Origin of the sequence: Streptomyces humidus (assembly GCF_014649655.1) — a bacterium.
GTDB lineage: Bacteria > Actinomycetota > Actinomycetes > Streptomycetales > Streptomycetaceae > Streptomyces > Streptomyces humidus.
In genome coordinates this window covers 28,217-47,293 of record NZ_BMTL01000036.1, presented here as the reverse complement: position 1 = coordinate 47,293, position 19,077 = coordinate 28,217, and the positions used below count along the sequence as shown (strand labels likewise).

The following is a 19,077-nucleotide window of genomic DNA, read 5'->3' as shown; positions in this document are numbered from 1 at the left end:
ACGTGTGAGGTTCTCGTGGGATTCATCGAACCCGACCTGCCGAGCGTGGACGCCGGCGCCTTCCGGAGCATGCCTCGCGGCGAACGGCTGAAGGTGCTCACCCGTCACTGGGTCGAGCACGGCTTCGGCAGCCCGTCCTCCGTCTACCTTCTCTACGTCGCAAAGTGCCTGCTGTACGCGGCGGGCGGGGCGTACGTGATCTCGCTGACGCCCGGCATCGGATCGCTCGCCGACTTCTCCGCCTGGTGGTCCGAGCCGGTCGTCTACCAGAAGCTCGTGGTCTTCACGCTCCTGTGGGAGGTGACCGGCCTGGGCTGCGGCTCGGGCCCGCTGACCGCACGCTTCAACCCGCCGATCGGCTCGGTCCTGTACTGGCTGCGGCCGGGCACCGTCCGGCTCCCTCCGTGGCCGGCCGCAGTGCCGCTGACGCGCGGCGACCGCCGTACCGGAGCCGACGTCCTGCTGTACGCCGGCGTGCTCGTCTCGGCCGGGTGGCTGATCAGCCGGCCCGGTGACGGCACCACCGTCGACGGCTTCGGTCACGTCGGTCTTCTCGACCCCTCGGCGGCGATCCCGCTCATCGCCTGCCTGGCCGCGCTGGGGCTGCGTGACAAGACCGTCTTCCTGGCCGCCCGCGGCGAGCAGTACGGGCTGTCACTGCTGGTCTTCTTCTTCCCCTACGGCGACATGTTCATCGGCTTCAAGCTCGTGATGCTGGCGATCTGGTGGGGGGCGGCGACCTCCAAACTCAACCACCACTTCCCCTACGTGGTGGCGACGATGATGAGCAACTCGCCCGTCCTGCGCTCCCGTCGTGCCAAGCGGCTCCTGTACCGCGACCCGCCCGGCGACCTGCGCCCCTCACGCGTGCCGTTCCTGCTGGCCCACATCGGCACGGCGACCGAGTACCTCGTCCCGCTCGGTCTGGTCTTCTTCTCCGACGGCGGCTTCTGGACCTGGGCGGCCCTGATCTACATGGTGGTCTTCCACCTGAACATCCTGTCCACCGTGCCGATGGGAGTGCCGCTGGAGTGGAACCTCTTCTTCGTCTTCTCGTTGTTCTTCCTCTTCGGCGCCCACACCGACGTCACGGTGTGGCAGTTGCACTCTCCGTGGCTGCTCGTGGTGCTCCTGCCGAGCCTGCTGTTCGTGCCCGTGCTCGGCAACCTGCGGCCCGACCTGGTGTCGTTCCTGCCGGCCATGCGCTACTACGCCGGCAACTGGGCCACCAGCACCTGGATCTTCACCGGCGATGCTCGCGACCGCCTGGAGGCGGGGCTCACCACGGCCTGCCGGCTTCCCGACCGCCAGCTGGAGCGCCTCTACGACGCCGACACCGCCATGTTCATGGGCCAGAAGTCGCCGGCCTGGAGGTCCATGCACTCCCACGGCCGCGCCCACAACGGACTCGTCGACCGCGTCACCGACGGCCAGAGCGACACCGTCACGGTGGACGGGGAGCTCATCGCCGGCTTCGCGATCGGCTGGAACTTCGGCGAGGGCCACTTCCACGGCGCCCAGTTGCTCCGCGCCGTGCAGGCCAGATGCGGTTTCGCGCCCGGCGAGGTGAGGGTGATCGTCCTCGAGGGCCAGCCGATCCACCGCCGGACCCAGGCCTACGAAGTCCACGACGCCGCCCTCGGTCTGCTCGAGAAGGGACAGGTGAAGGTCCGCGACATGCTGGACCGCCAGCCCTGGCCCACCGACGGCCCGCACTACCCCGTCTACGACGTGGAGTCCTTCGGACCGTTGCGCCCGACGCCCGGCGGCCCCCCTCACCCGGTGCCGAGGGCGTCCGGCACGGGCGAGCTCTCCGCGGATCCGGCGTCATGACGTCGGCCGTCGTCGTCGGCGGCGGGCCCAACGGGCTGGCGGCCGCGGCCCTGCTCGCCAGGTCCGGAGTGGAGGTCACCGTCCTGGAAGCCGCTGACGAGGCCGGCGGCGGCACCCGCAGCCACGAGGCACTCCTGCCCGGACTGGTGCACGACCACTGTTCGGCCGTCCACCCCATGGCGGTCACGTCACCGGCACTGCGGTCGCTGGACCTCGAACGGCACGGGCTGCGGTGGCGGCTGCCGCAGATCGACTGCGCGCATCCGCTGGACGACGGATCGGCCGGGGTGCTCCTGCGCTCCGTGGCCGGGACCGCCCGCCTGCTCGGCCCCGACCACGACCGCTACCTCGCCCTCCTCGAACCGTCGGTGCGTCGCTGGGACGCTCTCGCCGAGGACGTGATGGGACCGCTGTTGAAGGTCCCGGCACACCCGCTGTCGCTCGCGCGGTTCGGCCTGCCGACGCTCCTGCCCGCCACCGCCCTGGCCCGTGTCTTCCGGACCCCCCGGGCCCGGGCCCTGTGGGCCGGAGTCGCGGCACACGCCTTCCGGCCGCTGTCCCGGCCGTTCAGCTCCGCGGTGGGCCTCGGGATCCTCACCGCCGGCCACGCCGCCGGGTGGGCCGTCGCCGAGGGAGGCTCGCGCAGCATCACGCTCGGCATGGAGCGGGTGCTGCGCGAACACGGCGGCAAGGTCGAGACCGGGGTGCGCGTCACGCAGGCCTCCCAGATCCCCCCTTGCGACGTGACCCTCCTCGATCTCGACCCAGGGCAGGTCGCCCGCATCTACGGCGACCGTCTCCCTGCCCGCGTGCGCGCCGCCTACGGGCGGTTCCGCCGTGGCCCCGGCGCGTTCAAGATCGATCTGGCCGTCGAGGGCGGCGTGCCGTGGAGCAACGTCCATGCGCGCAGCGCCGGAACCGTGCACCTCGGCGGTCCGCTGGAGGAGGTCGCGCACTCCGAGAGGGAGGTGGCCGCCGGGCGGATGCCGGAGCGCCCGTTCGTCCTCGTGGGCCAGCAGTACCTGGCCGATCCGTCGCGGTCGGTCGGCGACGTACACCCCGTCTGGGCCTACGCCCATGTCCCCCACGGCTACGACGGCGACGCCACCGGAGCGGTCCTGGACCAGCTGGAGAGATTCGCCCCCGGCACCCGCGAACGCATCGTCGGCCTGCACACCACCCGTCCCGCCGACTTCGCGGCCGCCAACCCCAACTTCTCCGGCGGTGACATCCTCACCGGCGCGGAGACCGTCCCTCGGCTCGTGCTCGGCGCCAGGCCCGCACGCGACCCGTACTCCACCGGCCTGCCCGGCGTGTTCCTGTGCTCGGCCGCCGCCCCACCGGGCCCCGGAGCACACGGCATGTGCGGCGCCGGGGCGGCCCGCTCCGCGCTGCGGCACCTCGGCATCCAGCAGCCCTGATCTGTCCGGAAGGAGGCGACCGCGGCGCCGTCATCGCGGGGAGAGCGTGTCGGCCCCGAGGATCTGCTCGCACCAGATGGTCTTCCCGGTCGTCGTCTGACGGGTTCCCCAGCGGTCGGTGAGCTGGGCGACCAGCAGCAGACCGCGGCCTCCCTCGTCGAAGGCGCGCGCCCGCCTCAGGTGGGGGGCGGTACTGGTGCTGTCCGACACCTCGCAGATCAGCGTGCGAGTGGAGGCGCTTGCCGGGGATCCGGAGGGCTGCGGGATGATCAGGCGCAGTTGGATGGGCGCGTCCCCGTAGCGAATGGCGTTGGTGACCAGCTCGCTCACCACCAGCTCGGTCACGAAGGAGACGCCCTCGAGCCCCCAGGAGCCGAGCTGGCTGAGGGACTGCGCGCGTGCCCTGGCCACCGCGGCGGGGTCCGGGGAGATGTTCCACACGGCGACCTGGTCGGGGCCCAGGGGACGCGGACGCATGAGGAGCAGGGCGGCGTCGTCGGAGGGGCGCACGGGCAGGAGCGTCTCCACCACGCGGTCGCACAGGGTCTCCAGCGAGACGGCGGGAGTGGCCAGTGTCCGGCGGAGGTTGTCCAGACCCTGGCCGATGCCGTGCTGCCGCGATTCCACCAGGCCGTCGGTGTAGAGGGCGAGCACACTGCCCTCCGGCAGTTCCAGCTCCGCCGACTCGAACGGCAGGCCTCCGAGGCCGAGGGGCGGCCCGGCGGGCAGGTCGAGGAAGGACGCGGCGCCGTCGGGGCCGACGAGGACGGGCGCGGGATGGCCGGCCCGGGCCATGGAGCAGCGCCCTGACACCGGGTCGTAGACGGCGTAGAGGCAGGTGGCTTCGATCCCGGCCCCGGACTCGGCGTCGCTGTCATGGGCCGGGTCGGCGGAGATCGCGCCGGCGGATTCCGCCGAGAGCCGGATGACCAGGTCGTCCAGGCGCGTGAGCAGCTCTTCCGGAGTGGGGTCGACGTCGGCGAGGGCGCGCACGGCCGTGCGCAGCCGGCCCATGGCCGCGGCGGCGTGGATGCCGTGACCCACCACGTCGCCTACCACCAGGCCCACCCGGGCCCCCGAGAGCTCGATCACGTCGAACCAGTCGCCGCCCACACCTGTGCGGTTGCTCGCCGGGAGGTAACGGGAGGCGATCGCCGCCGCCGCAGGCTGGAGCAGCCCCTGCGGCAGCAGGCTGCGTTGCAGAGCCAGCGCGGCGGTCCGCTCACGGGTGAAGCGCACCGCGTTGTCCAGACACACGGCGGCGCGGGACACGAGCTCCTCGGCCAGCGCGAGATCCTCCGGCTCGAAGGAGTCCGGGGTGTCCCGGGCGCGGGTGAGCATCACCACCCCCAGAGTCGTCCCGCGCGCTCTGACCGGCACGAGGATCCAGGAGTGCGTGCCGTATCTGCGGACCTTGGCCTGGCGGGCGGCGCTGGCCGCGATCCAGTTGCTGACCGCCGGGTCCGAGGTGCGGTACAGCGCCGAACTGCCGGAGGCCAGGCACAGGGCCGCCGGGGAACTGGCCAGGTAGACGTCGGCGTCGCTCGCGACGGCGACCTCCTCCGAGGAGCCCTCGAACCAGACCCTCTCGGCGATCCGGCGCAGCCGCACCGCGCCCGAGATGGGTCCCGGGGCGGGCTCGTCTCCCCTGAGCAGCCCCTCCAGCAGGTCCACGCGGGCGAAATCGGCGAACTGCGGCACGGCCACCTCCGTCAGCTCCTGGGCGGTGCGGACCAGATCCAGTGTGCTGCCGATGCGGGCGCCTGCCTCGTTCAGCAGCGAGAGGCGTTCCCTGGTCAGCCGTTCCTCGGTGACGTCGTCGACCGTGGTGCACACGCCGAACGTGCGTCCCAGGGTGTCCCGGAGCGGAGCGGTGGCCACCGTGTACACGTGAGTGCGCGACACCGTGGGCGGCTTGGCGTGGAAGTCGAAGGCGACCTGTTCCTCGCCGGTCTCCAGGACACGCCGCATCCGCCGCTCCCAGTCGGCGACGCCCGCGCCGTGGACGACCTGCGCGAGGCCCCGCCCTCGGCGCAGGTCGTCCGGCACGCCGGTGATCCTGCGCATCGCGGCGCTCTGGCAGACGCAGCGCAGTTCGGCGTCGTACACCGTGAGGGCCGTCCCTGAGCGGTTCAGCAGCCAGTCCACGAGCGCCTCCCGTCCTTCGCCCCCGAGGGGGCCGGGGGACGGCCCGAGCACCAGTACCCAGCCCTGCGGAGCCCGGTCGGACGCCAGGGGATAGCTGGACACCGGCAGGGTCAGCAGCCGACCGTCCCGGCGACGGACCGGGAGCACCCGATGGATCTCCTCGCGGGCGCCCGGGCCGACGACGGCCGGGGGCGGCAGGCCCACCAGATCCTTCAGCGACCGGCCGACGGCATGGGCGGGGGTGTACCCCAGAAGGTGTTGCGCGCCGCGGCTCCAGGCCAGGACCACTCCCCGCGCATCGGTGACAACCAGCCCCGCCGGCCGGCCCGCCGGGTCGGCGCCGCCCTCGCTCGGGGACTGGGCGAAGGTCATCATGGATCCAAGCGTCGTCCCGATCCGCCGCACAATCAACCTGACGCCGGAGGGTCCAGGATGAGCCGCTGCGGGCTGACGTCGATCGCGGCCACGGCCTCGAGCGCGTCGGCCATGGCGTGTGCCGCCGGGGTGAACAGATGACCGCCGACCCGTTCCGAGGCCAGTCGCAGGGCCTGCGTGGCGTCGAGCCCGAACCACGAGGCGATCGTGCGCAGCCCGTGCGGGGTGAGCCGCCACAGCTTGTCCGCGTCCCTGACCACGGCGTCGTCCGGGCCGAGCGAGCGGTCGCGGGTGTCGTGGCCGTCGACGATGGCCGCGATCTCGGCCGTCAGCTCAGGCGGGTATCCGAGGTCGGCCAGGATGCGCGCGGCGATGCGCGCCCCCTCCTCCTCGTGGGTGCGCACCGTCTCCCGGTTCGACGCCGGATCGGCGACCGCCTCGAGGATCCGGTCCAGGGCCACCGCCTTCCAGCCGGTGTCGTGCAGGAGGGCCGCCGGCAGCACGACACCGGGCCGGGCCTCGGGTACGTGGTCGAGCAACGCCGAGGCCAGACCGAAGGTGTACAGGGAGTGCACGTCGTTGCTGCGTACGTCGAGATGCGGCAGGGCCCGTTCCCAGACGTCCTCGAGGATGCCGGACAGGCGGACCGTGTGCTGCGGCCGGCAGTCGGTGGGGAGCCCGAGGGGAGGGGGCGGCCCGCCGGCCGCGGGATCGTGGGGCATGACGGCCTCCTGGCGCGCGGGCGGACCGACGGCCCTGTGCGGATGTCAGTCCAGGACGGTGACGGTGCCGGCCGTTCCGTCCACACGGATCCGTCGGCCGGTCGCGATGACGGTGGACGCACCTCCGGTGCCGGTGACAGCGGGCAGCGAGTACTCGCGGCACACGATGGCGGCATGCGACATCACCCCTCCGATGTCGGTGACCGCCGCCCGCACCTTGCCGAACACCGGAGCCCAGCTCGGCGCGGTGACCGACGCGACGAGGATCTCGCCCTCCTGGACGAGGGACAGGTCCTGCGCACCATGGACGACGCGGGCCGGGCCCTCGGCCGTACCCGGTGACGCCGGTACGCCGGTCAGCGCGCCGTGGGCCGAGTACCCGTCCAGCCATGAGCGGATGCGCTCCTCGTCGATCCCCCACAGCATGATGGTGAACGGCTCGGTGATCGAGGGCGGGGGCACCCCGAGTGCGGGTTCGGGGCGCCGCCGGGCGAGAGCTGCCATGATCCGGCGGCGCCGCTCGACCTCGGGCGGCCAGTAGTCGCAGCCCATGGGCCGGCCACCGGAGGCCCAGGCGTTGACGTGGTCGAACAGCGCCTCCCGGACCTCGTCACGGGTGAGGTGGAACATGTCTCCGTCGGCGGGCCAGAAACCGGCAGTCCGCAGCAGCCGGGACAGTTCTCTCGCCTTGCGCCAGAAGACGCCCATGGTCCAGTGCTCGATGTAGAAGTTGTGGTTCTCCACGTAGGGGTAGGCCTGCCGCGCGACGCGCAGCTTGGCGTCGAAGGCCGGCCGTTCCGCGGGATCGAGGAGGGCCCTGTACTCGCCGGTGATCCGCTCCCGGTCGGCGACCAGGCCGGGCAGGTCCCGGTCGATCGTCTCGCCTCGGAGCAACCGCAGCACGTAGTCGCGGATGTATCCCAGGGGAAGCGAGGGGTCGTCCCGCCAGTAGACGTCACTGGCGTAGAAGCCGTTTCCCGACGTGAAGTTGAACCACGGGTCGCGTGCGGCGTCCCAGGCGTCGAGCCAGTCCCTGCCCGGCCGGCCCGAGGCGGCCAGGGCCTCGAGGGTGTGCACGCCGGGGTCGGCAGGCGTCAGCCGGCTCTCGACGCCCAGTTCGAGGGCGAGCTTGGCCAGCCGCTTCAACTCCTCGTCGGGTCGGAACAGTTCCATGTCGACGCCCTGGACCACTCTGGCGACCCCCAGGTCGGGGATGTCGGGGAACCAGCGCCTGCATGCCAGGAAGAAGTCCAGGTAGGCGGCGTAGCCGAGGTTGAGGAACTCGAAGTGGTGCTGCCAGGCGCGATGGCAGAGCGCGATGAGGCGGTCGTACCCGGTCAGCAGTGCGTCACTGGCGTCGGGGCCGGCGCCGGCCTCGATGTCCTCGACGGACCGGGTCTGCGGCAGGGGGTCGAACCTGACGGCTTCCAGTTCCCGTACCGTGTCCAGCACCTTGCGCTTCCAGTGGGCCAGCAGGTGCTCCCAGTGCCCGAAATAGTGACCGGCACGCCTTTCGAACTCCGGTACGCGCTCTGCGACACGGTCGGCGGGCACCGGAACCGGGCTCAGGTAGCAGTAGCCGTGGTGAATGCGTCGTTCGAGCCCGTACGAGGTCGGCACCAGGAAGTACCTGGTGTTGTACTCGCCGAGGCACTTCACCGCGAAGTCCACGCCGATCGTCTCGAACGGCTTGATGACATCGGGCCAGTGCTGGCTGTCGCAGAACCAGAACGCGGACTCGTCCTCCTCCCGCCGCTCCGGCTGGAACAGCAGGTGATACGGGTACAGGCGCTGCCATCCCTCGGCGCCCGGTGGCTCCGGCAGTTCGAAGGGGCTGGGGAACTCGCCGTGGGAGGTGATCGCCATGGGTGCGGTCCCTTCCTCGTCGGTGCTCACATGCCCGTCAGGGCCTTGGCTATTCCGGCGGCGCCCGATGCCGCGGTGACCTCGGCGGCCGGTCCCGACCTGCGGCTCCAGACCGTCTCGGCGCGGCTCTGGAGCAGCCGGAGGCCACTCGACGCGGGGAGGCCGCGGGCGAGCGCCCACTCGATCTCCTGCGGCGCCCCGCAGCTCCGCTCGGCCTGCTTGGCGACACGGGCGATCTCCACGACCTCTTCCGTGGACAGGCAGGGAGTGGCGCGGCGTGCGTCGTCGACGGGGCGGCGGAGCAGCCCCTGACCGCCCGGAGCAGGCACCATCTCGTGGAACTTGGCTCCCACCACGGTCCGGACGGGGACGAGCAGCACCTTGTCGACGAGGTAGTGATCCGGCGTCACCTCGCCGGAGAGGACGGGTTCACCCAGTCCCCACCCGGCCTCTATGACGATCTTCGACCGGTCGCCGTTGACCGGATTCAGCGTCATGGCGACGCCCGCCGTGCGCGCGTCCACCATCTCCTGCACGCACACCGCCATGCCCAGCTCCTCGTCGGACACGCCGTGAGCGGCCCGGTAGGTGAGGGCGCGCGTGGTCCACAGACTCGACCAGCAGTGCCGTACGGCGTCCAGGACGGCCTCGGCGCCCTGGATCCACAGACAGGTGTCGTACTGCCCGGCGAAGCTGGTCTGCGCCAGGTCCTCCGACGTGGCGCTGGAGCGGACGGCCACGGGCGCGTCCGGCCGCCCGAGCGCCGCACAGAGGGCCCGGTAGGCGGCGCTGATGTCCTCCTCGATCTCCGACGGCACCGGATGCCCGGACACGAGGCGGCGGATCTCGGAGCTGACGGTCTCGGTCCTCGCGAGATCCGCGGGGTCCAGGCCGGCGAGGGCGGCACCGACAGACTCGCGCAGTGCGGGATCGGTGAACAGGGCCCGGAAGGCGTCCACCGTCACCGCGAACGCTCGCGGCACCGGCTGTCCGGCGCCGACGAGCGCCAGCAGACCGGCGCACTTGCCGCCCACCAGATCCGCAGCGGGTTCCTCCGCCGCCGATTCCAGTGAGACGGCGTACCGGCTGGACATACATCAAGCTAAACAGCTCTCGTGGTCATGGCAAACCGCGGGAGGAACGACATCAGATCCCGGCTGTCCGGTACGCCCCGGCCCGGCCGCGACGGGTGGCGGCACCTCCCTCCCCAACACCGACGACGCCGTACAGCAGGCGTTCCGCCCGGATCGCCGGCCACTCCGTCCCGGCCCTCCCGGCCGGCACCGAGCGGCCGCGACCGGGTGGAGCCGGCCGCGGTCAGGGGCGCGGCCAGGTTTCGGGCAGACCGTGCCCGCCGTCGGCCACCAGCACGGATCCGGTGACGAACGACGCCGACTCGTGCGCCAGGAACAGCACACACGCCGCGATCTCGTCCGGGGTGCCGCTGCGCCCGAAGGGCCCCGCCGCTGCCGCCGCCGCCTCGAACTCCAGCTGGGAGCCGGTCGCGACGTAGCCGGGGGCCACGACGTTCACGGTGACGCCGTCCCCGACGACCTCGAGGGCGAGTGCTCGGCACAGTCCGACCAGCCCGGCCTTCGCGGCCGTGTACGTGGCCTGCCCGGGCATGGCGTTGACCGTGCCGGTGGTGGAGCCGATCGACACGACGCGTCCGTATCCGGCCGCCGTCATGGTCGGTATCACGGCCCGGCACATCAGGAAGGCGGTGGTCAGGTTACGGGCCAGGGCTTCGTCCCAGCCGGTCAGGGACAGCTGGGCGACGTCGTCGTCGGCGTCCCACCCCGACGCGACCGATGTCATGCCGGCGTTGTTCACCAGCACGTCGACCCGGCCCCAGCGTTCGAGAGCGGCCCGGACCAGGGCGTCCGCGGCCCCGTCGACGGTGAGGTCGGCGACCACGCCGACGGCGGCGGGGCCCAGTTCGGCCGCACGCCGATGCACCCGCTCGGAGGTCGCGCCCAGGACGACACGGGCGCCTTCCTCGACGAGTGCCCGGGCCACCGCGGCGCCGATCCCGTCGGCGGCGCCGGCCCCCGTGACGATGGCCACCCGGTTCTGAAAACGCTTCATCGATTACCACCAGAGGTCGAGTTGCCGGGAAGTGTGTTGAGGCGCACGGATGTGGCCGTGCGCGACTGAGACGGGGTCGGTCGTGCGCGCCTCGTGCGGCGGACGTGGAGGGCGTCCCGGACATGCGGGCCCGGTCGGAGGCGACGACTCCTCCTCGAACGCCTGATGGGCGCATCCCGCGGAGCAGGCGGTCAGAGCGGTCCCGACGTCGATCCGCTCCCCGGGGAGCCAGCCACCCTCGGGTGTCCCGTCGGGTGTCCGGCGGTCACCGCGGTGGCGATGCCCCGCAAGGGCTCGCGGGCGGTGGCCGGCCGGTCGCTGACGAAGGAGATCCGGGCGCCGGATGCCGCCATGGCAGCGATCTGTGCTGCCACACGGCCTCGACGACGCGCTCGGCGCTTCGGAGGTTCCGGACCCGGACCCCGTGCAGCTCCGGTCCGCCCATCACCGGATGGACACGGCCGTCGCCGAACGCCGGGAGCAGCGCACCACCGGCCGGTCGACGACGCCGGTGAGAGGACCGCGAGCGGCCGGCACAGCCGCCCCCGGGGCGCTGATCCGGCCGCCGACGACGGCGAGCGCGTCGTGAACGGAGGCCCGCACGGCCCCTGTCCGGACGGCCCCACCGTTGAAGACGACGTCGGCATGCATGGAAGTGACGGCCCTCCTCTCATCCGACCACCTAACTGAAAGGTGTTCGGTTTCAGCTAATGTAAGTCTCGCCCGCACCGACAGGAAGAGATTTACCGAAGGCCATTCGGTTACGTCCGGGTCGCCGCGTCGCGCTGAGCGCGTCGTGAAACCCAGCGCCGCGGCACAACGGCTAGGAGTCACGGCGGGACGGCCAGGCAGCCCCAGGGGGCCCCGGCGCCGGAGCCCGACGGCCTCCACCACGAAGTTGTCCGGCTCGACCGGGCAGGGCACGAGCCGACGCCCCGTCACCGCCCGGGCCGCCGTACGGAACGAAACGGCCCACTCGGTGACGAGGCGGATCAGGACCGGCTCACCGGCGAAGCGACGCCGGCACGTCGGCGGAGTCTCCGATGCCGACCAGGTAGTCCGCGTACTTCTTGACGTTTTCCTTGGTGACGAGTTGGCCTTGCAGAGTCTCCTCCTCGGGCACCGTCTTCCCGTCGAGAACGTTGCCCGTGAGGGTGATGACCTTCTGGCCGAGGGCGTAGGGCGACTCGGCGTTGGTGGCGTACATGGTGCCGGCGGCGACGGCCTCCAGCGCGTCGGAAATGCCGTCGTTGCCGACGAGTTGGACCTTCCCGGCCAGCTTGCGGGACTTCAGCGCCGCGAGAGCGCCCATCGCCATCTCGTCGTTGGCGGCGTAGACGCCGTCGATGTCCGGGTGGGCCTGCAGCACGTTGGTCATGACGTCGAGCGCCTTGGCCCGGTCGAAGTCGGCAGCCTGCTTGGCGACCGTCTTGATCTTCGGATACTTGGCGATCTGCTCCTCGAAGCCCTTGCTGCGGTCCTGCGCGACGTTCGTGCCCAGGAGCCCCTGGATCTCGACGATCGTGCCCTTCTCGTTCAGCGACTTGGCCAGGGCGTCCGCGGCGTTGCGGCCGGCCTGGATCGCGTCGTAGCCGATGAAGGACGCCAGCTTGCCGCTCTCCGGCTTGCGGTCGAAGGCCAGGACCGGGGTGTTCGCGTTGTTGGCCTGGCTGACCGACGAGGTGGCGGACTGGCTGCTGACCGGGTCGATGATCAGGGCTCCGACCTGCTTGGAGATGGCGGTCGTCGCCAGGTTGAGCGCGACGGAGTCGGAGTTGTTGGCGTTCTGCACGCTGAGCTGCACGCCGGACTTCTTCGCCTCGGCCTCGGCGCCGTTCTTGACGCTGACGAAGAAGGGGTTGTTCAGGGTGCTCATGATCAGGGTGGCGGTCTTCTTGCCGCTCGCCTTGCCTGCGGACGTGTCGGTCGCGGTGTTCTGGGCGCCGCGGCTGCAGCCGGTCAGGGACAGGGCGGTCACGGCCGCGAGCACAGCGGCTGATCTGAGGGTGCGGTTGTGGGACATGGTGCGGCTCCTTCGGGGACGGGGCATCACGACGGGGGACGTCGGGCGGCGGAACATCAGGGGGTGGGACGCACGGTGGAGACGCCCGCGGGCTTCTGGGCCGCCTCCGGGGCCGGTGCGGGTACCGGGTCGGGGCGATCGGCGTGGAGGTCGCCGCCGGTCGCGGAGGTTCCCGACGGCGCGGAGGGGCCACGCCAGGTGACGAGGGCGCGCAGCATGTCGACGTTGCGGTCGAGGAACACGGCCAGCAGGATCACCAGGCCCTTGACCACGCTCTGCAGGAACGGGGACACGTCGAGGAGGTTCATGCCGTTGTCGATGACCCCGAGGACGAGCGCGCCGACGAGCGTGCCGATCAGCCGGCCCCGGCCGCCCGCGAGGCTGGTGCCGCCGATGATGACGGCCGCGATGGCCTCCAGTTCCAGACCGGTGCCGGCGGTCGGCTCGGCGGTGGACAGACGGGCGGTGAGGATGAACCCGCCGAGGGCTGCCAGCAGACCGCTGATCATGAAGGCGAGGATCTTCACCCGGTGCGTTCTGATCCCCGACAACCGCGCGGCCTCCTGGTTGTCCCCGGTCGCGTAGACGAAGCGGCCGAAACCGGTACGGCCGAGCAGCACGCCGAACAGTCCGTAGCCGACCACCATGATCCACACCGGGACCGGGATTCCGGCGAGGTAGGCCTGGCCGATCCCCTGGAAGTCGTAGTCGGTGATCGCCACGGGGTTGCCCGAGGTCAGCTGGAGCGTCATCCCGGCCAGGATCGACATCATGGCCAGCGTGGCGATGAACGACGGCATCCTGGTCCGCGTCACGAGCAAGCCGTTGACCAGGCCGACGGCGGCGCCGACGCCGAGTCCCGCCGCCAGCGCGGGAATCAGGCCGTGGTCGCGCAGGACGAGGGCGGTCACGACGGAGGAGAACCCGAGCGTGGCGCCTACGGACAGATCGATCTCGGCAAGAATGATCACATAGGTCTGGCCGATGGCCAGCAGCGCCACCACCGCGGTGGCCAGGCCCACGTTCAGCAGGTTGCCGCTGGTCAGGAAGACGGGCGAGGCGATGCTGAGGATGACACCCACCAGCAGCAGCATCCACACGGCGCGCAGTTGGCGGGCTGCGGAGGCGAGGGTCGAACGGTTCGGAATCATGCGGCACCTACCAATGCGTGCTCCAGGACGGACTGCTCGTCGAGGCGGTCGCCGGTGAGTTCGGCCACCACCCGCCCCTGGCGCATGACGATCGCCCGGTCGGACATGGCGACGAGTTCGGGAAGATCGGAACTGACCAGGACGACGGCGACCCCGTCGGCGGTGAGCTGGTTGATGATGCGGTAGATCTCGGTCTTGGCGCCGACGTCGACCCCGCGGGTGGGCTCGTCCATCAGAAGGACCCGTGGGCCCGTCAGAACCCACTTGGCGAACAGCGCCTTCTGCTGGTTGCCGCCGGACAGGGACGACATCGGCACACCGGGCGAGGCAGCCCGTACCCGCAGCCGCGACATGACATCGCCGCAGGCGCTGCGCTCCTTCGCCCGGCGTACCAGGTCCGCCCGGCCGGTGTAGCGGCGCAGGGTGGCCAGGGAGATGTTCGCCTCCACCGACAGGCCCGCGCACAGGCCTTCCGCTCCCCGGTCCGGCGTGAGGTAGGCGATCCTCTGGCGCAGGGCGTCGGGGATGCCGCGCAGCCGCACCGGGCGTCCGTCCACCTCGACCGTCCCGGCGGTGAACCGCTCCAGGCCGAACAGGGCGCGCAGCAGTGCGCTCCGGCCGCAGCCGACGACGCCGCCGATGCCGAGCACCTCGCCCGCCCGGACGTCCAGATCGATGCCGTGGAACGCGTTCGAGGCGGCCGCACCGCGGATCCTGAGCACGACGTCGTCGCGCTGGTTGCGCTCCTTGGGGTAGAAGTCGTCCACGGCGTTGCCGACCATGGCCGCGACGACCTGGGCCGGGCCGGTCTCGGCGGTGGGCGCGTTCAGGGCGACCTGACCGTCGCGCAGGACGACGATGCGGTCGGCGAGCTGAAAGATCTCGTCCAGCCGGTGGCTGATGTAGACGATGGACACGCCCTCGGCGCGGAGACGCTCGATCTGCTGAAAGAGCTGCTGCGACTCGCGCTCGTCGAGCGCCGCCGTGGGTTCGTCGAGGATGAGCAGCCCGAGGTCGTGCGAGGTGGCCTTGGCGATCTCGACCATCTGCTGCTCGGCGACGCCGAGCGATCCGACGGGCCGGCGCACGTCGATGTCCATGCCCAGGCCGGCGAGGACGGCCTGGGCCTGGCGGACCATCCGCTTCCGGGACACCAGCAGTCGCCCGAAGCGCCGCTCGCGGTCGAGGACGTGGATGTTCTCGGCGACCGTGAGGTGCGGGAACAGGTTCTGCCGGAACTCCTGGTAGATCACCTCGATGCCGCGAGCCATGGCGGCCTGGGGGTCCTTGAACGTCATGGGTTCGCCGTCGATGAGGACCTGCCCGGAGTCGGGCCGGTGCGCGCCGGAGATGACCCGGGTGAGCGTGGACTTGCCGGCGCCGTTCTCCCCGGCCAGGGCCACCACCTCGCCCGGACCGACCTCGAAGGTGACCCCGCGCAACACGCTGTTCTCACCGAAGGACTTGCGCACGTCCTGAAGTCGTAGCCGCATGTCTGGTCTCGATTCTCAGTACACGACACCGGCGGTGAGCAGCACGTTCGCGTACGGGGTGAACTCCCCGGATCGAACGGCGGCCCGTGCGCCGGCGGTCGCCTGCTTGAAGACGGTGTGGGGTACGAAGCGCAGTCCGATCCCCTGGGCGGCGAACCGCTTCTCGATCTCGGCGAGCATCCGGGGGCTCGCCTCGCTGATCTCCTCGGAGAGGAGCACGTCCTCGACCGCGACCTCGGCCAGGACCACGTCGAGAAGGTCCAGGAAGGACGGCAGGTTCTCGCGGACGGCGAGGTCGACGCGTTCCACTCCGGGCGGGATGGGCAGGCCCGCGTCGGTGACGACGAGCTGATCCGTGTGGCCGGTCTCGGAGATGACCCGGGACAACTGGGCGTTGAGGGTTCCGTTGTTGCGCCTCACGAGGCGGCTCCTTCCGTGATGTGCGCGGGGGCGGGGTGCGAGGAGAGCGGGGGGTGAGCGGCGAGCAGGGCCGAGACCGCCGTCCGGTCCGGCAGCGAAGGGCTCGCACCGGCGACGGTGGTGGCCAGGGCGCCGGCGGCCATGCCACGACGTACGGCGTCGTCGTTGCCGAGTCCGGCGGCGAGCGCGGCGCCGAGCGCTCCGGTGAACGCGTCGCCGGCCGCCGTCGTGTCCACGGGGACGACCGGGAAGGCGGGGAACCGCGAGGTGACGTCGGAGCCGTCGGCCGCGCGGAGCACCGACACCGCTCCGGCGCCGCCCAGGGTGATGAGGGCCTGCCGTACGCCTCGGTCCAGGAACCAGCGGGCGGCCCGCTCGGCGGATTCGAAGCCGTGGACCTCGATACCGGTCAGTGCGGTGGCCTCGCTCTCGTTGGGCGTGACGATGTCCACGTGGGCCCACACGTCCTCGGGCAGCTCCTGGGCGGGAGCGGGGTCGAGGACGACGGTGAGTCCGGCTTCGGCGCCGGCCGCGGCGGCGTGCCGCGTGACCGCGGCGGGGACCTCCAGCTGCAGCAGCATCACGCGGGTGCGGTCCCGGGTGGCCGCGATGCTCAGGTCGACCATCTCGGTGGTGAGGGCGGCGTTGGCGAGAGGAGTGATGACGATGTCGTTCTCACCGGAGGCGTCGACCCGAATGTGGGCCACCCCGGTGCGGCCGGGCACCGTACGCACCTCGGAGGTGTGGACGCCGTGCTCGCGCAGGGAGTCCATGACGATGCCCCGGAACAGGTCCTCTCCGACGCAGCCGGCCATCCAGGTGGGCGCGCCCGCCCTGGCGGCGGCGACGGCCTGGTTGGCTCCCTTTCCGCCGAGGAAGAGGGTGAAGTCGTCCCCCAGCACTGTTTCGCCACGTCGTGGCAGCCGGCGGCTGAATGCGGTGACGTCTGCTGTGATGCTGCCGACGACGAGAACACCGTCCCGGGCCATCGCGGTCCTCCTGTTGGGGCTGTGGGGTTCATGGGGAACGGGCTGTTTCGGGGATGGCTGGGGTAGGGACACGGCCCGGTGGGCCGTGCCCGCTCGTACGGGAGAGGTTGCGGTTGTCCGGGCGGTGTCGCCCGGGATCGGTCAGGTCCCGACGGGGTGCCAGACCGTCTTGGTCTCCAGCCAGTGCGTGAGTCGGGTGAGGCCGGGTTCGGCGGCCCAGTCCTCGGCGCACGGGCGCAGGACCCGTTTGAGGTTGTGGGTCGCCGCCGTCTCCAGCTCGCGGGCCAGGTCGCCGGGGGCGCCGGCGAGGTCGAGTCCGTTGACGTCCATGTGGGCGGCCAGGGCGGGGGCGATCTCGGCGGTGCGGCCGGTGAGGACGTTGACGACACCGCCGGGGACGTCGGAGGTCGCCAGTACCTCGCCCAGGGACACCGCCGGCAGCGGGCCGGTTTCGCTCGCCGCTACTACCGCCGTGTTGCCTGTGATCACCACAGGGGCGACGACGGAGATGAGGCCGAGCAGTGAGGACTCGCGTGGTGCCAGAGCACACACCACCCCGGTGGGCTCGGAGGTGGAGAGGTTGAAGTACGGCCCGGCGACGGGGTTGGCGGCACCGGTGATCTGGGTGATCTTGTCGGCCCAGCCCGCATACCAGACCAGCCGGTCGACAGCAGCGTCGACGACGGCGGCGGCGTCCTTTCTCGTGAGCCCTTCCGCGGCCCGCACCTCGTCGGCGAACTGCGCACGTCGGCCTTCGAGGAGTTCCGCCACCCGGTAGAGAACCTGGCCGCGGTTGTACGCCGTCGCCCCGGACCAGCCGGGGAACGCCTTGCGCGCCGCCACCACCGCGTCACGGGCGTCCTTGCGCGATGCCCTGGCGGCGTTGGCGAGAAAGCCGCCCGAGACCGCGGTGACCGGGTAGCTGCGTCCTGATTCGCTTCGCGGGAACCCGCCGCCCACATAGAGCTTGTACGTCTTGCGCACTGCCAGTCTCTCGGTGCTCATCGGAAGTCCTCCAGGACCGCTCCGGGGCCGGGGCCGGTCCCGGAGCCGAGGTGACCGCGGCGGTCGGGGCCGTCGGGGGCGAGGTAGGCGTCGAGTCCGTGCCGGCCGCCCTCGCGCCCGTACCCCGACTCCTTGTAGCCGCCGAACGGTGACGCCGGGTCGAAGCGGTTGTAGGTGTTGGTCCACACCACGCCGGCCCGCAGCCGGGCGGCCGTCCACAGCGCTCGTGAACCCTTCTCGGTCCAGACGCCGGCGGAAAGCCCGTACGGTGTGTTGTTCGCCTTCTCGACCGCCTCCTCGGCGGTGCGGAAGGTGAGCACCGACAGGACGGGCCCGAAGATCTCCTCCCGGGCGATGCGGTGCGCCTGGCTGACGCCCGTGAACACGGTCGGCGGGAACCAGTAGCCCTGGCCGGGCAGCTCACAGGCCGGGGACCAGCGCTGGGCGCCTTCCGCCTCACCGGCGTCCGCGAGTTCGCGGACACGGGCCAGCTGTCCGGCCGAGTTGATGGCCCCGATGTCGGTGTTCTTGTCCATCGGGTCCCCGAGGCGCAGGGTGGTCAGGCGGCGGCGGAGCGCGGCGAGGACCTCCTCGTGCACGGACTCCTGCACGAGCAGCCGGGAGCCGGCGCAGCACACGTGGCCCTGGTTGAAGAAGATGCCGCTGACCACGCCCTCCACGGCCTGGTCGACGGCCGCGTCGTCGAAGACGATGTTGGCGGCCTTGCCGCCCAGTTCGAGCGTCACCGGCTTGCCGGTGCCGGCGACCTGGCGGGCGATGGCCTTGCCGACCTCGGTGGAACCGGTGAAGGCGATCTTGTCCACCCCGGGGTGTCCGGCAACGGCGCGGCCGGTCTCCCCGGCGCCCGTCACGATGTTGACGACGCCGGGCGGCAGTTCGGCCTGCCGGCAGACGTCCGCGAACAGCAGCGCGGTGAGCGGGGTGGTCTCGGCGGGCTTGAGGACGACGGTGTTTCCGCAGGCGAGTGCCGGGGCCACCTTCCACGCCAGCATCATCAGCGGGAAGTTCCACGGGATGACCTGGCCGACCACGCCCAGCGGGTGTGCGGGCAGGCCGCCGGTGGCATGGCGGAGCTTGTCGGCCCAGCCCGCGTAGTAGAAGAACCAGGCCGCCGAGAGAGGGACGTCGACATCGCGCGACTCCTTGATCGGCTTGCCGTTGTCCAGGGTCTCCAGCACCGCGAACTCGCGGGCCCGTTCCTGCAGGATCCGGGCGATGCGGAAGAGGTACTTGGCGCGTTCCGATCCCGGCAGCCGGGACCAGGTCCGCTCGTAGGCACGCCGGGCGGCCCGCACCGCACGGTCCACGTCGCCCGCACCGGCCTCGGAGACCTCGCAGAGGACCTCCTCGGTAGCCGGGTTGACGGTCTTGAACGTGCCGCCGTCGGCCGGTTCGGTGAACTCGCCGTCGATGAAGAGTCCGTAGGAGGGGGCGATGTCGACGACCGAGCGCGACTCGGGCGCGGGGGCGTAGCCCAAGGCTCTGCTGGTGCCGCTGCCACTGCTGCTGCCTGTCATGGCGG

At 71.6% G+C, this 19,077-nt stretch carries 15 protein-coding genes; 2 read left to right on the top strand and 13 right to left on the bottom strand.

The genetic code is table 11. The features are described 5' to 3' along the window. The first annotated feature begins 15 nt into the window (after positions 1-15). Positions 16-1,833 carry a DUF3556 domain-containing protein gene (locus tag IE239_RS33255; protein WP_190153184.1) on the top strand — a complete coding sequence of 606 codons (1,818 nt, stop codon included), beginning with the start codon at positions 16-18 and terminating at the stop codon, positions 1,831-1,833. Then, on the top strand, positions 1,830-3,254 hold the full coding sequence (locus IE239_RS33250; protein ID WP_190153183.1) for a phytoene desaturase family protein: 1,425 nt from the start codon (positions 1,830-1,832) through the stop codon (positions 3,252-3,254). The genes IE239_RS33255 and IE239_RS33250 overlap by 4 nt, the downstream gene beginning before the upstream one ends. Before the next feature lie 30 nt (positions 3,255-3,284). Here IE239_RS33250 and IE239_RS33245 read toward each other — a convergent pair whose 3' ends face one another. From IE239_RS33245 to IE239_RS33185, 13 genes are all read right to left on the bottom strand, one after another. After that, positions 3,285-5,777, bottom strand: coding sequence for a SpoIIE family protein phosphatase (locus IE239_RS33245; protein WP_229878510.1), 2,493 nt, complete (start codon positions 5,775-5,777; stop codon positions 3,285-3,287). A gap of 32 nt (positions 5,778-5,809) precedes the next feature. Further along, positions 5,810-6,499, bottom strand: a complete 690-nt coding sequence (locus tag IE239_RS33240; protein WP_190153182.1) for an HD domain-containing protein — start codon at positions 6,497-6,499, stop codon at positions 5,810-5,812. A gap of 45 nt (positions 6,500-6,544) precedes the next feature. Further along, positions 6,545-8,365 carry a PEP-utilizing enzyme gene (locus tag IE239_RS33235; RefSeq protein ID WP_229878508.1) on the bottom strand — a complete coding sequence of 607 codons (1,821 nt, stop codon included), beginning with the start codon at positions 8,363-8,365 and terminating at the stop codon, positions 6,545-6,547. A gap of 26 nt (positions 8,366-8,391) precedes the next feature. Then, positions 8,392-9,459: a PEP/pyruvate-binding domain-containing protein gene (locus tag IE239_RS33230; RefSeq protein ID WP_190153181.1), complete on the bottom strand. Its 1,068-nt coding sequence runs from the start codon at positions 9,457-9,459 to the stop codon at positions 8,392-8,394. A gap of 223 nt (positions 9,460-9,682) precedes the next feature. Next, complete coding sequence (locus IE239_RS33225) at positions 9,683-10,453, bottom strand: SDR family NAD(P)-dependent oxidoreductase (RefSeq protein ID WP_190153180.1); 771 nt, start codon at positions 10,451-10,453, stop codon at positions 9,683-9,685. 444 nt (positions 10,454-10,897) lie between these two features. Continuing rightward, positions 10,898-11,104 carry a hypothetical protein gene (locus tag IE239_RS33220; protein WP_190153179.1) on the bottom strand — a complete coding sequence of 69 codons (207 nt, stop codon included), beginning with the start codon at positions 11,102-11,104 and terminating at the stop codon, positions 10,898-10,900. A 352-nt stretch (positions 11,105-11,456) separates the two neighbouring features. After that, positions 11,457-12,476 carry a substrate-binding domain-containing protein gene (locus IE239_RS33215; RefSeq protein WP_190153178.1) on the bottom strand — a complete coding sequence of 340 codons (1,020 nt, stop codon included), beginning with the start codon at positions 12,474-12,476 and terminating at the stop codon, positions 11,457-11,459. A gap of 56 nt (positions 12,477-12,532) precedes the next feature. Further along, a complete protein-coding gene (locus IE239_RS33210) occupies positions 12,533-13,627 on the bottom strand; it encodes an ABC transporter permease (protein WP_190153177.1) in 1,095 nt (364 codons plus the stop codon). Beyond that, on the bottom strand, positions 13,624-15,120 hold the full coding sequence (locus IE239_RS33205; RefSeq protein WP_190153176.1) for a sugar ABC transporter ATP-binding protein: 1,497 nt from the start codon (positions 15,118-15,120) through the stop codon (positions 13,624-13,626). Before IE239_RS33205 ends, IE239_RS33210 begins: the two co-directional genes overlap by 4 nt. Before the next feature lie 15 nt (positions 15,121-15,135). Then, positions 15,136-15,540: a D-ribose pyranase gene (rbsD, locus tag IE239_RS33200; RefSeq protein ID WP_190153175.1), complete on the bottom strand. Its 405-nt coding sequence runs from the start codon at positions 15,538-15,540 to the stop codon at positions 15,136-15,138. Beyond that, positions 15,537-16,529, bottom strand: a complete 993-nt coding sequence (locus tag IE239_RS33195) for a ribokinase (protein ID WP_190153174.1) — start codon at positions 16,527-16,529, stop codon at positions 15,537-15,539. Before IE239_RS33195 ends, rbsD begins: the two co-directional genes overlap by 4 nt. 141 nt (positions 16,530-16,670) lie before the next feature. Beyond that, complete coding sequence (locus IE239_RS33190; RefSeq protein ID WP_190153173.1) at positions 16,671-17,534, bottom strand: aldehyde dehydrogenase family protein; 864 nt, start codon at positions 17,532-17,534, stop codon at positions 16,671-16,673. Then, complete coding sequence (locus IE239_RS33185) at positions 17,531-19,072, bottom strand: aldehyde dehydrogenase family protein (RefSeq protein ID WP_190153172.1); 1,542 nt, start codon at positions 19,070-19,072, stop codon at positions 17,531-17,533. Before IE239_RS33185 ends, IE239_RS33190 begins: the two co-directional genes overlap by 4 nt. Positions 19,073-19,077 lie beyond the last annotated feature (5 nt).

What these genes read in the sequence shown, in the direction of transcription:
- IE239_RS33250 (WP_190153183.1), top strand. Translation starts at nt 1,830, where the DNA reads ATGACGTCGGCCGTCGTCGTCGGCGGCGGGCCCAACGGGCTGGCGGCC.
- IE239_RS33245 (WP_229878510.1), bottom strand. Translation starts at nt 5,777, where the DNA reads ATGATGACCTTCGCCCAGTCCCCGAGCGAGGGCGGCGCCGACCCGGCG.
- IE239_RS33240 (WP_190153182.1), bottom strand. Translation starts at nt 6,499, where the DNA reads ATGCCCCACGATCCCGCGGCCGGCGGGCCGCCCCCTCCCCTCGGGCTC.
- IE239_RS33235 (WP_229878508.1), bottom strand. Translation starts at nt 8,365, where the DNA reads ATGGCGATCACCTCCCACGGCGAGTTCCCCAGCCCCTTCGAACTGCCG.
- IE239_RS33230 (WP_190153181.1), bottom strand. Translation starts at nt 9,459, where the DNA reads ATGTCCAGCCGGTACGCCGTCTCACTGGAATCGGCGGCGGAGGAACCC.
- IE239_RS33225 (WP_190153180.1), bottom strand. Translation starts at nt 10,453, where the DNA reads ATGAAGCGTTTTCAGAACCGGGTGGCCATCGTCACGGGGGCCGGCGCC.
- IE239_RS33220 (WP_190153179.1), bottom strand. Translation starts at nt 11,104, where the DNA reads ATGCATGCCGACGTCGTCTTCAACGGTGGGGCCGTCCGGACAGGGGCC.
- IE239_RS33215 (WP_190153178.1), bottom strand. Translation starts at nt 12,476, where the DNA reads ATGTCCCACAACCGCACCCTCAGATCAGCCGCTGTGCTCGCGGCCGTG.
- IE239_RS33210 (WP_190153177.1), bottom strand. Translation starts at nt 13,627, where the DNA reads ATGATTCCGAACCGTTCGACCCTCGCCTCCGCAGCCCGCCAACTGCGC.
- IE239_RS33205 (WP_190153176.1), bottom strand. Translation starts at nt 15,120, where the DNA reads ATGCGGCTACGACTTCAGGACGTGCGCAAGTCCTTCGGTGAGAACAGC.
- IE239_RS33195 (WP_190153174.1), bottom strand. Translation starts at nt 16,529, where the DNA reads ATGGCCCGGGACGGTGTTCTCGTCGTCGGCAGCATCACAGCAGACGTC.
- IE239_RS33190 (WP_190153173.1), bottom strand. Translation starts at nt 17,534, where the DNA reads ATGAGCACCGAGAGACTGGCAGTGCGCAAGACGTACAAGCTCTATGTG.
- IE239_RS33185 (WP_190153172.1), bottom strand. Translation starts at nt 19,072, where the DNA reads ATGACAGGCAGCAGCAGTGGCAGCGGCACCAGCAGAGCCTTGGGCTAC.